This is a genomic window from Nitrosomonas communis (genome assembly GCF_001007935.1).
Lineage (GTDB): Bacteria > Pseudomonadota > Gammaproteobacteria > Burkholderiales > Nitrosomonadaceae > Nitrosomonas > Nitrosomonas communis.
The window spans coordinates 3239517-3252430 of the sequence record NZ_CP011451.1; the positions used below are offsets into that span (position 1 = coordinate 3239517).

The 12914-nt window shown below is 43.8% G+C and carries 9 protein-coding genes; 3 read left to right on the plus strand and 6 right to left on the minus strand.

The features are described 5' to 3' along the window. Window positions 1-64 precede the first annotated feature (64 nt). Entirely contained in the window at window positions 65-1423 is a 1359-nt protein-coding gene (locus AAW31_RS14600; protein ID WP_046850789.1) for a hypothetical protein, read from the minus strand. A gap of 853 nt (window positions 1424-2276) precedes the next feature. Between AAW31_RS14600 and AAW31_RS14605 the strand changes: the two genes are divergently transcribed. Next, entirely contained in the window at window positions 2277-3221 is a 945-nt protein-coding gene (locus AAW31_RS14605) for a peptidoglycan-binding domain-containing protein (protein ID WP_144412983.1), read from the plus strand. A gap of 69 nt (window positions 3222-3290) precedes the next feature. Further along, window positions 3291-3482 (plus strand): hypothetical protein, encoded by a 192-nt coding sequence (locus AAW31_RS20940; RefSeq protein ID WP_144412984.1) that lies wholly within the window; start codon window positions 3291-3293, stop codon window positions 3480-3482. Between the two features lie 56 nt (window positions 3483-3538). Here AAW31_RS20940 and AAW31_RS14610 read toward each other — a convergent pair whose 3' ends face one another. The 3 genes from AAW31_RS14610 to AAW31_RS14620 form a co-directional block, all read right to left on the minus strand. Further along, complete coding sequence (locus AAW31_RS14610) at window positions 3539-5419, minus strand: cytochrome P450 (protein WP_046850791.1); 1881 nt, start codon at window positions 5417-5419, stop codon at window positions 3539-3541. 14 nt (window positions 5420-5433) lie between these two features. Beyond that, on the minus strand, window positions 5434-7386 hold the full coding sequence (locus AAW31_RS14615) for a c-type cytochrome (RefSeq protein ID WP_046850792.1): 1953 nt from the start codon (window positions 7384-7386) through the stop codon (window positions 5434-5436). A gap of 921 nt (window positions 7387-8307) precedes the next feature. Then, complete coding sequence (locus tag AAW31_RS14620; protein WP_046850793.1) at window positions 8308-8496, minus strand: hypothetical protein; 189 nt, start codon at window positions 8494-8496, stop codon at window positions 8308-8310. Window positions 8497-9314: 818 nt separating this feature from the next. Between AAW31_RS14620 and AAW31_RS14625 the strand changes: the two genes are divergently transcribed. After that, entirely contained in the window at window positions 9315-9788 is a 474-nt protein-coding gene (locus AAW31_RS14625) for a hypothetical protein (RefSeq protein WP_052752286.1), read from the plus strand. 179 nt (window positions 9789-9967) lie between these two features. On the opposite strand, the gene AAW31_RS14630 is transcribed toward AAW31_RS14625, so the two are convergent. Together AAW31_RS14630 and dnaJ are read right to left on the minus strand one after the other, a co-directional pair. Beyond that, window positions 9968-11269 (minus strand): porin, encoded by a 1302-nt coding sequence (locus tag AAW31_RS14630; RefSeq protein WP_046850794.1) that lies wholly within the window; start codon window positions 11267-11269, stop codon window positions 9968-9970. Window positions 11270-11588: 319 nt separating this feature from the next. Then, entirely contained in the window at window positions 11589-12716 is a 1128-nt protein-coding gene (dnaJ, locus tag AAW31_RS14635) for a molecular chaperone DnaJ (protein ID WP_046851829.1), read from the minus strand. Window positions 12717-12914 lie beyond the last annotated feature (198 nt).

Genomic DNA, 12914 nt, shown 5'->3' on the forward strand with positions numbered 1-12914 from the left:
GTACTTTTCGCCCCAATAGCGGGGAAACGAACCCGAAGAAATTAATCCACAACAACATCATCATTTAATGCTTTCCATTTTGCACAGGCAAGGAAGAAAGCACAATCAGGTCACGAATAAAATCACTTATGCTATCGCCCCAGATTTTAATGTGATCTGGTATCAGTTTGCCATCGACATATATATTGAGATACGGGTTCAATGGTTTCGTATTTCCCAGATGGATCAAATCTACATCTTCAAAATGCAAAGTGCCTTCATTGATTTGTTTTGACCAAATGTTTTTCAGATGGCTATACTTGGCATCATCGCTACGTAATTGCTTTGTTGTAGCAGGAACCAACTCGTGAGTGTGATAGGGTTTAAAATGACCAATTGCATTTCGGTCTGCTTCGCCTTGCTTAATAAATATTTCTTTTGGTCCATTCGCAGTACAGTGATGCCGCTTAGATGTTGTATGGGTTTCAAATATAGTTGAGAAAGAACGGCCAAGCGGAAAAGCAAAACGAGTTGCATAATCTTTTTCTGAAGTCAGAATCACCATGCGTGGTAACTGACTGGGGAAATAGTTGCGGCAATCTTGTTGCGAGATGTCATAAAGCGTGGCAAAACGTATTGCTTCAAATGCCGGGTTCATCAGTATCACCAGGTCACCAAAACCCTTGGCATCATCGCTATAGGTTTTGTTCGGGCGACTATCAATAAAACGATCAGCCATAATTTGTTGCAATGCAGTATACAGTACTGTACCACCAAAGCTGTGGCCAATGACAATGAGACGATTATTGCGGGTTTTAGGTTCTTCAGTAGATGCTATCCCCATTTTAATATTAGTAATTTCTTCCATTTTCAACAATAGCTCGGTGACGCCCTCCAAACCAATCTCATGAGCTGTATTTTTGCGCTCCCAAAATGTTATTTTATTGAGAATTGGGATCTCAATTGATTCCCCACGCCACCCTACATACAAGCCCAATATCTTTCGAGGAGCATGGCTATTAAGATTAGCACTAGTATTTTCGATACGAGCAATTTTTTCCAGCAATTTTCGAAATTCATGAATATTATCATCCCCGGGTCTGGCACTATGATGCCACCCATGGATAAACAGAATGAGCAGCACATCATCTTTTGCTGCAACGGTAAAATAATTGTCGAGCACTGCTTCCATTTGTTCACGTTGACGTAATTGACCCTGATCATCAAATTCAACAAATCCCAAGCGATATTCTGCTGCTTGGCTGGGTGCATAATACTGTAAGGCGTTCTGTGAACAATCCCCCGGTTGGTTAAATGTGCAAGGGGCAAAATTGATTCGATAGGCATCATTTTGTGCACAGCCATTGATAATGAGAAAAACAGAAAAAATTAAATATAATTGAATACATGATTTGATATTAATGTTAGTTGGATTTTTTATCATCTCTTCTCCTTCTTAAGAAAGAATCCACATTCTCAAATCCTAATTTCATATTACACTCGATTATCAACATCTGGATTTGGGCCATGCATTTATTGATCCGACCAGATGAAGTTTTAACTACCTAACATGGGTTCGACATAATATAAAAGCTGTAATTCCATTTCTACTTCATAAGTGAATAATTGAAGCAGCTTATCAGACCTCTATCCTGTTGAGAATTTTTGGGATGAGATACGAGGGAAATCATTCTACTACCGTGTATTCGACAGCCTGGATGCACTTAAATCACCTGGAAGCAGCAATGCGGGACATAGAAAAAGATCATGAATGTGTTCAATCACTCGTTGCATGGCCCTGGGTTATAAATTTACTTATGAAATAGAAATGGAATAAAAGGAACCTGCACTCCTTAAGATGAAGCGATTTTAGAAAAGAGTTTCATTACTGAAGAAGCCAAGATTCAGACGGATACTATATACTGTCCAGCTCGCAATAGACCTGAAAACCTTTACTTTATTAATCCACTAGCCCTTGGAAGAATTATTTTGTTCCAGCGCCTAAATACAACTTTGCTTTCGCATATTACGTAGTCGGGGCCTCAGTTAATGGCTTATTGATCGTATTCAATAGAAATTACCCATACGTGTTTGCACGTATTTTTTTTATCAGTAAATCTCGATAGTCTAATGAACTATCAAAGCTTGAGTAGGGAGTTTACTAAACTAACCTACGAGTTCCGAAGCGCCATTACCACAAATGGTTGAAACAAAAAGAGCTTGAGCTTGGTTGCAAATTTTTAGAAGCTTTCAGTAGTGCCCTGAATAACAATAAACATTTACAGAAGGACGAACAGATGATTAACATACGATATTCGTTGATTATTAGTCTGATAGTAAGTATTGCAATGGTGCTCTCTCCCGTTACTCAAGCTGCGGAATTCAGCCAGGTTACCCAGCAAGCTCAAATAAAACTTGCACAACTGGGTTTCGCTCCCGGTACGGCAGACGGCATTCTCGGACCGCGTACCAGTGCTGCAATCAAAGCATTTCAGCGACAATCTGGACTGCCGGAGACTGGCAAGCTTGATAATGTTACTTTGAAGCAATTAGAGCTCAGTACCCCGGCTCCTCAAGTCAGCACAGTCGAAGACTGGAGATCTGTTCCATCACAGGACGAGCTGGATGATCTAGTTGCCCATACGATCAATAATCCCAATTTTCCCTACACCGATTATCGGCCGAACGCACCAGCAGCCAATCTGGATCTTCCAGGATTAGCCATACTAGCTGCTATGAAGACGAGCTCGGATACTTTTGGAAGTGGACCACCCGGAACTCCCAATTCTACTCCTAAAACCCGTAAAACCATGACAGATTGTCTAATGACCAAACCAACGCATTGGGCAGATATTACCCTGCACTACTACTGCCAAATGGCATTACCAAGGCAGTGTTACACTTATGCACTCCGCGGGATGAACACTCCTGGTAACAAAAAATTTACACGAGTAGAAGCTTATGAGAGTTGCGCATTAAATAAGTTACCCCATTCGACTCATTTTACTTTTGTAACCAAAACACAGCCACAGGTTTTCCAATATGTGATGTTCGGCCAGACCAATGCATTCAAACCTGAGCAAGAACAAGCCATCATTAATGCATTCTATGGGGTAAAAAATCCTGCGGATCCAAGAGAATGCCGTCTCAAGCGGCCCCGGCGCGCAGAAGATCCTAATGATGGAACACATTGTCTGGTAAACAAAAAGATGACGCCAATGCTGAAAGGAAAAGATACTTAATCTATGATGGGAAATACCTCAGTATAGCCCTGATCTTTACCCGGAATTCACCTTGCTGGACACAGCGTTATGTATCATAAGGTTCATCCCGAATTCCTGACGAGAAAACCAGGCTGCTATACCACCTGCATGCTCCAGATTCTAGGCCGTTATGCTCATAGTATGACACGAGCAGCACACAGCAAAAATCCGGCTGGAAGCCACGCCTGCTCCAGGAGACAGGAAGATACCTTGCACTCGTTATGCGAGAACAAAACTTAATACCGCAAAAACTGCAAAGAGAATCAGATTGGATGCGGCCAGCGTCCAATCCATCATCAGAAACCAATCTTAAGGCTTATCGCATATAAATTCTGCTCATCCATTTTCAGTGCGCTACGCCGCTCCAACGAACCGAGTCTGAGCATTGCACGCAGTGATTCCTGCATGGTGATCTCTGAAGCATAGCGGCCAAGACACTTATGCCGTCCATAGCCGTGCTGCAGGTAAACCAAGCTTTGAGGCGCTTCTCGGGCACGCTCATGATCCTGCAAATAAGGCTGCAGCTGCTCATCACGAGTAATATCAAAGGCGGTTGGATTCGGCATCACTTCCGTATCCAGCATGGCTGCAGCATAGGCGGCAAATACGAGTGTTCCTTTACGCAGAGGAACGCCAGCGAGCACATCATTGTCTTTTACGCACATCCGCAATAACACCTCTCCTTGGGGCTTGAGACGTAAGGCTTCCAGAGCATATTTACGCAGTCCTTCCAGACTTTGCGCATAATCTGCCTCATCCGGTTTTACTGCAGCCCAATGTAATGCTTGTTCAAAGCTGGTGCCGTTTAACATTTCGTACTTACCTTCCTTTAAACAAAGCATGGAATCGAGAATACGCGCAGTCGCCTCTTGAGGGTTCACTACCGCACCGACCACCGTACCGAATACATTAGAACGGATCATTGAATCCGACAGGCGTCGTGCTAACTCACCTGCTGGTAGCGATGCACCCAGTAGCGTGGCAAATTCCTTTTCCAGCTTATCGGCATCTCGTTCCAGCTCAAGCTGCATGCAAAGCAGTCTCGTCAGCATGGTATCTGGTACAGTCTCCCCCTGCTGCAAGTGTGCTTTGTAGTGTTGAAGTAAAGCGAATACGTAGGCGCTAAGATATTCGGTCGCAATAATGCCGCGCTCACGGAATTCAGCAAATTTTGGATAAGCTTGATTAAAGTTATTGAAGATATTTCGAAAAGCATCTTTCACCCAGCTGAATAGATCCTCCGCGGTAGGCACTTTACCTTCTTTTATTTTAGTAAAGGTAAAGACTTTCTGCAGGTTATCGTCAAGGGGAAAAGAATCTCCTCCTTGCAGTCCAGGTAACACTGACGGGGCGCCCGCATCATAATAGTGGACCCCCAGATAATCGCCTACGATACGTAGTGGTACAAACTTAGCGACCGTGGTAACCACATCAATTTCACCTACACCCTCGGCTTGCGCCTGGCGTATCCAGCGTTCAGCTTCATCACGTGTCAAGCGTAAGAGCGTATCTTTGTCAGTGCGTGATACTGCGCGCCGCAATATCACGTCATCCAGCCGGTAAAGATCATCGCGGTCAGTACCCAGCATAAAATGCGAGTAAGCATCGGAATGCTTCGCTTCGTCATCCGTGGCCCGCGCCATTTCTGCTGCGTATGGATCCACAGTAAAGAGATCGGTGCGCTCCAGGCAACGGATGACTTCCGAATGACGCATAACCACTACAGGGCCAATCGCTGGTTTGAAGATAGGCATCGTCTCCCTTGGTTGTGCCAGCAGCTCGTGGAACATCGCATAGGGCATAGTAGCTAACCATTGGGAGATCACTTGCGCGACAGCGGCACCACGTACCTTCACGGCTGCGGTAAAAGCCGCAGCTGCTGCTTCCGCCGCCTGCTTATCTCTGGTGTAAGCATCAGGATCGTCAACATACTTGGGATCATCTGGACTGGGAAAAACAGGGGGCGGTGAAGGTACAGGCGAACCTGCTTCAGCTTTTGCAATATCGTTTAAAAAGCTTGTCCTTTGGGTGGGAAGAGGTGGAGAATCTGGTGTCTCCCCTTCCCCATGCGATGAAGCTCCTTGCTTCTTTCCCAATGCAATTTTGATCAGCTTGATTATTCTGCAAGCCATACCATAAAGCTGTTCCTTTATCGTCATACCGTTTGGTTTGGCCATAGCGCCTCCTGTCTTTATAACGTTTTCATGTATTCGATAACGGCACGAACCTGATCATCAGTCCATTCACTGCCATAGATATGACCAGCATTCGAGTTGCCGCGCAGTGTCGTATCATGTTCAGCAAAATGCACGGCATCGCCAGGGCCATATTCATCGAGCGCAGGCGCTTTGTCCCAGATAAAACCAACCTTTTCTTCGTCATACCTGATATTTCCGCGAATAAACTTGATTGGCCGCTCAGCAGGTCGGAACATGTGCCATAAAGTTGGTACCGAACCGTTGTGGAGATAAGGCGCCAGCGCCCAAGTGCCGTGGAGAACATCAGCTTTATAGCCCGATTCCTCACCGCGTGGCGTGATGAAATACGCTTCATCATCAGCAGCACGGCTACCTCGCTTAGGCAGGCACCAATCACTGCCGCCTTTCTCCACGTAAAGCTCGCAAGCCTCACGAGTCAATTCAAGCAACCCCAAACGCGCTGTTGGCGTGATCTGTATTGCTCGATTCATGTCAGTCCCCACGTTATAGACCTTTTTATTCTGAGAAAAATGGCACGCAGATGCGCACTGTTGCTCGAAAAGTGGTTTCCCTTTGCCGGCCAGATCAAGATCTACTGTAAAGGGATAAGGAGCGGGTGGCAAATCATTGATAAATGGATTCATCGCTTCATGAATGCGAACATTCACCTTAGATGGATCACCTACCGAAGAAACACCCGATGCAAGTACCCGAGCCTCAGGTGCCTGATTTGAGTCCCAATTAGCAAAGCCATGGTCACGAGAAAACCACAAGCTCTTAATATCTGAAGCACCTGGATCATGCGGCATCCATTCAGCAGCGGTCTTAAATAATCGCTCGCCAGCTTGTTTAATCCGCTCTTCCTTTGGTAGGTTTTCCAAGTCGGCAAAGAAGGGGTGATCATCCGGTAAGCGCGCAAAGAAGCTGTCTCGTTTAGTATGCAAGGCGACCAAACCCGCAGCAATACCAAACGCATCCATGCGCCCCGGACGCGGGCCAAATACACCGGGTGCTTTTTGTCCATCTTTGTCGGTATACATCAGCTTCGAAGCCAGCGCCAGATACATCAATTCCGTCTTTTTGGCCGAACCAATCAGAATCTTGGCTGCATCTTCCATGTGACTTAATATACGTTCCACCTGAATCCTGGCACGCTCGGCATTGGCTGACCGCTGCTCCGGTGTCTTGCCGCCATAAAACCAGGCTGGATCAGCTTCAACTTTGTTCCTGAGAAATGCGGCAATTTTGGCAACTTCATCAGAATCAACCTTTATTTTGCTTGGATCAGGACTATCAACTTTGATGAGCTTTTTACCGGTCTGATATAGGAGTCCTGCATAAGCTTGCGCATCGATTTCGCTATTGGATGCACCTATAAAATGCCGCACCCGGTCTTTAACGTATACCCTACCGGTATGGCATGCGCTGCATGAGAAAAAGACATTATCAGTCCGATCATCTTCCGGAACATCGGTATCTGGCACAGTAAAGAAGCCATAAGGTAGAGGATGACGCTGCTCTGGCGGAAGCAGCTTACCTGATTCAGGATCATAATCGTCCGGGTGGGGGCCGAACCCCAAATTACCCAATGAACCTTCACCTTTCCATATTTCAGGGTATACTTCGATGATGGCGCGCAGCAGTATATAAGGCACGCCATTGAAAGCGAGCGGATAGGCTTTGAACCATTCGTAGCCTAACTGATTGCTGTACCAGGATTCACGGGTTTCGCCGTCAGTCTCGATTCGCTTGACGGTCGTATCTTTTATATAAGTAGCTTGCTGTTGTTCTCGTTGCGCGCGCTCCTCATCCCAGCTACGAGCCTGCTGATCGGGTGGCTGGCCATCTCCTGTCTGGGAGTCTTTACACGAAATGAGCGCCGCAAGGATAAACATGATTACTCCGCAGCGGATCATGGTGAAAGTAAAAGAGCTCGGATTCTTCATTAAAGCCTCCCGAGTAGTTAGTAAGAAATTATTCTAACCTACTTTTTCCAGAATAACGGTGTCAATTGAGTAGCGGAATATTTTACGGAAATAGCTGTATTTCTAAATTTGACTTTTATTACGCTTATTGCAATTATGGCGGCCATTGCAAACGTTGAATTCCTTTCTTTTGCGCTCGGCCAGAACTATTGAATGCGACATTTTCCAAATAAGTACCGCTGGATACAGGTACAGCAGATGCAATCGAGGAAAATTCAGGGTCTTTATAGAGAGCCGAATATAATGGCTTGCTTCCATCTGGGCTCAATACAGCAACACCAGGGCGCGTGTTGCGACAATAGCAATGAAGTTGGCAAACGCATCAAAGTGGGGTGATCCAAGCATTCTCATGCAACCACGTCAGCAATAGGCTTATTTCGGTGAACGTTGAGAGCCAGATTCGCTCCTTTACATCCCGATCCATTCCATCGCGCATTCCCGGAAGAGTATCAATTACGACCGCGAAATTTCCCGCTTTAGTGCCATTGATATAAAACCGTTATCCGGAAGAGCGATGTTTGAGTAACAATTACCGACTCTTCACAGGCAAGACCTGGAGGCGGGTCATAGGGTATACCATTGATAAATTGAAAACCTTCAGTAATAAACCGGGTCGTACCACTCTAGGTATCATAGCACCATAAACGGCCATTGGGAGCAAGTGCAATGGCTTCATCAATTGCGTCATCTGCTAAAGCATTCTCATAAGAGAAAGACTCGGAAAGTAGATAAGACGACCATCTTCACTTACTCCCAGATTGTCACAGACAGCAATCTTACGAATAGCAGTGCCGCTGCCATCGCCCGCTATTTCAGAAGCATTTGCATCGCTATCAGCGTAAACGACGGGTTGCTGGAGATTAATTTTTGAATCCGAGACTTTCAGACAAGCAGCTCTATTGAATGCGTGCTGATATCAAGTCGATATAAACCAGCCACTTCACCAGGCGGTCTGTTTTTATAAGAGCCGGAAGCACAGAAATAGATATAGGACAGATTGCCAGGAGCCTCATGAATACCCCAGGCCATTAACGGTACATCGACTAGAGTTTCAGCGGCAATGCCAGCCAAATCTACTTTCCAGATTTTTCCATCATGCGGTAACTAGCGCAGTTACCCATCATCCAGGAAGACGGCATCATCATATGCCGGCAAGCTCCAGAAAAAGCGTTTCTAAACCAGCAGGAAACTTCTCAGATTGGTCTACTGCAACAATCTTTTGAGCAGTGGCAGGGATGATAAGCCATGGAATCTGCAATGCAACAACAAATCTCTTCCCGCGGTGCAGCCATATTCCCTCATGCTATCAACACACCAACTAATATCGCAGCAATAACCCATTTTTTCATCTACCCTCTCTTCTATTTCATCTTGGCCAGAAAAATTGCGCAACGAACCATCTAATCACTCGTGGAAAGAATTAGGTCAAATAAATCAATGACCTTTGACGGCTTCCGATATTGCTTTATTACCGCGATATTTTAGTCTGTCATATTTCTATCATACATTTAATTTAATATCTATCTCTAACCGTTCACTGTATCCATATCATCAACAATACAGTTCATCTACTAATACTTATTTTTTACCTGCTTAGTAGATATTATTTAACTTAAGAAGTTAGATTTACCCAAGATTGAATAATGGAATAGGGCTAATATATTAAAAATAATAACCTTATTATTAGTAATTTTATTTATGTTTGATTCCAGGTGATGACACAGCACATCACGCCTAACTGGTGGAACTGGCAAATTAATTAGCAATATGTTTCCTGTCAAGAACGTATTCATAATATGGTTATTCTCAGCTTTTCAATAAAATAGTTAAATAGAAACTTTTAAAGGTAGAAAGGAGTGGAATTTAAGTTGTTTAATGGAGGTAGCATCATGAAGAGAATATCTTTTTTGTTGTCCGGGCTGATGTTTATGATTTTGTCTGCCTGCGCACAAATGAATCCTGTAGGAAGTGTTCAAAATAACGAAATCCATAATACTCACCGTCTTACCATAGACCATAGCAATCACGAGTCTTTAGCAAAATATCATGAAAATATAGCTAAAGAGATGCAAACGAAATTAGAAAAGCAAAAGAAACTACTTCAGGAATATGAAGATCATAGCCAATACTATGGCAGGAAGGGGTTAGATCTCAGATCTCATGCCAAGGCTAACATACGCTATTATGAGCAATCAGTAAAAGAAAACCTAAAAGAAGCCGCCACTCATAGCAAAACGGCAAAAGAGCAAAAAGCGTTCAATTATACTGACGCAGAGAGAAACACAATTCCGATTCAATTAAAAGAGGGAGTATCATCCCCCCTTAAAGCTAAATCTCCTGAAAAATCTGAAGAATCATTATAGAAATTAGAAATTGAGCAAGCTGTGTAATCAACAGATGAGCAACGTCCGTAGCTTGCTTCATAGTTTTTTATTTTATTTCCAAATCAAACATGAGATGAAGGCGAACCGCAGACAGTATAAATAATACAACAAGGTGAAGCAGACAAAGCCAGATAAGATTTACATTAAAGAAAGCCTCGTTAAAAAGGCAACAAAAAATCAAGTGAAAATAAAATTTGATCCTTATTGCCAGCAAACGGTCTATAAGCAGGCGCTTTATAAGCATCAACCCTATCATAGCGTATATTAGGGCGGATATTGAGTTTTCTTAATGCGTCCCATTTAAGTTTTAGCGCCTTAGCTGCTTTCCAGTTCATTCCAATAGTAACTGCATAATAATCGGCAGGCGTGACCGTTACACTGTTAATATCGCCAGCAAAACTGGCTACTCTTCCATCAACAATATTGGTGGCAGCCGCTACTCGGAAAGGTGATGGATTACGAAAACCATCAGCATCACGATACCATTCGCCACGAATACCTACTGATAAATTATCAGTTAAATCATAGTACAGATGCATGATAAAGCTATACCATTCTGCATCTTTAACGACATTGGTATATTTCAAATTATTCAGCAAGACCCCGCCAGCATGCCCATATACATGATGGAGAACAAGCAGTGTTTTAGGAGTAATTTTATGCTGCAACACAATGTTATAAAAGCCCCATAGCTCGCTGCTGTGCGTGGAAGTTTCACTATAAGTACCAGAAAGATGAAATGTCGTAGCGTGATTGTCGCTGGTCCAGGTAAAACCACCAATCCCTCCCCAGTTACCTAATTCTTTATCCCACCCACCATCCCATCCACCCATCGCGCTGCCAGTAATCCCGCCTCCCATGATTAACCAATTCTCATTAAGATTATAGTTAACCAGAAAACCTGTGTGGGTAAAAGGTTCCCCGATATTCAAAGTATAAGCACGTGAATAAAAAAAGTTATTGGGTGCTGGAACTGTTTCAAAGCCTGTTGGAGTATAGAAGTGGCCTAGCTTGATATTGATCCCATTTCCAATGGGTGCATAAGTCTCCAGGTAGGCCTGTGGAAGTGCAATCCCGTAGGTACGTGTAGAAGAACAGCACAAATCCAGATCCCAATTACTTCTACTTAATGGTTCGCCGGTATTGACATCAAATGGCGGCACACCAAAAGCCTGAGTGAAAATGGCGTCTGTACCAAACAGGAAGTCGAAGCGCCCGCCAACATCCCATGACTCTCCCGTGGACACCACAGGACGCTGCATAAACACATTAAATTGATTGAGCTGAAACTTGTTGGCTTGATCATTAAAAACAACAGGACCATTATATCCATCAATTTGACTGGGGTTAAAAGTTGCCCCCGCATTAAGCCAGCCACCAAATTCTATCCTCTTTTCTTTAATAAAGTTGATTAAATTATTAGCCCGAAGGTTATCACAGTGCAAGACGATAAATGGCATACTAACTGTCAAGACACATAACAGCCATTTTAGATATTTCAGTATGTATTCCAACTTAGCAACTACTCCGCAAAATCAAGAATAAAAAGCTCTGTCACTTTTAAAAATTGAGAGTTGCTCACTCTATTACTGCAAGGGGAAGCAACTCATTGGGGCAGGATATTATTGAAATAATTATTAACTGTAGTCACTCATATAAAGATACATACCTATAGTATTTTATGCGGTATTCTCTGTTTCACTTTCTTTTCAACCAATGCCGACTAATGAAAAAAGCTAAGCAATCCACAAGAAATCAATCCCAATACTATACTTAGCTTTATTCTGAGAAAAATTCACGCGCTTTTTCCATCCATGATTTTGCCCGTGGGCTATGACGGGAATCATCTTTCTGACTAATATCCTCAAGTTCCTGTAATAATTCTTTCTGACGTGATGTTAGATTGACAGGTGTTTCTACTACGACATGACATAGGAGATCACCAGCAGCATGACTACGAACCCCTTTTATTCCTTTGCCCCGCAAGCGAAAAATTTTGCCTGTTTGCGTTTCTGGAGAAATCTTGATCCTTGCATGACCATCCAGTGTTGGCACCTCAATTTCTCCTCCCAATGCTGCAGCAGTAAAACTGATAGGTATCTCACAATGTAAATCATTGCCATCACGCTGGAACACAGGGTGGCTTGACAAATGAACCACCACATACAAATCCCCTGGCGGGCCGCCATTGATCCCTGCTTCACCCTCGCCAGTGATGCGAATACGATCACCTGTATCCACACCTTCCGGAATTTTAATATTCAAGGTTTTATGCTGCTTGACTCGACCTGCACCATGACACGATGAACATGGCGTACTAATTATTTTACCACTGCCATGGCATTTGGGGCATGTTTGCTGAATAGAGAAAAAACCTTGTTGCATTCTGACCTGGCCATGTCCATCACAAGTCGTACAGGTTTTGGGAGTAGTTCCAGGCTTGGCACCGTCACCGTGACATGTATCGCAAACCACCATAGTTGGAATGCGAATTTTAGTTTCAGCACCGCGAGCAGCTTGCTCCAAGGTGATCTCCAAGTTATAGCGTAAATCAGCACCGCGCTGAATATTAGAGCGCCCACCACCACCACCACCACCACCACCTCGCATACCAAAGATATCAGTAAAAATATCACTGAACACATCACTAAATCCATGCGCTCCGGCTCCTGCCGCACTCGCTTCTACCCCTGCATGACCGTATTGGTCATATGCCGCCCGCTTACTGGGATCAGACAGTATCTCATAGGCTTCTTTAGCTTCTTTAAAACGCTCCTCAGCCTTGGCATCACCGGCATTTCGGTCTGGATGATATTTCATTGCCAGCTTACGATAAGATTTTTTTATTTCATTTTCGTCAGCATCTCTGCTGACACCAAGAACGTCATAGTAATCACGTTTACTCATAAAAGTTTCCGACTTATCAAGACATATCATCAAAGCAGCAAAATTTATTGGTCAAATATTCTGCTAGATATACCCATATCCCGATTGAATTCTGATTTATAAAGTTAACCACCTTTTAATAAACACCAAGACGCAGAGTAAGCAAGGCATCCTTTTATACCTTTGCATCTCCGCGTCCTGGCACTAATACAACAAATT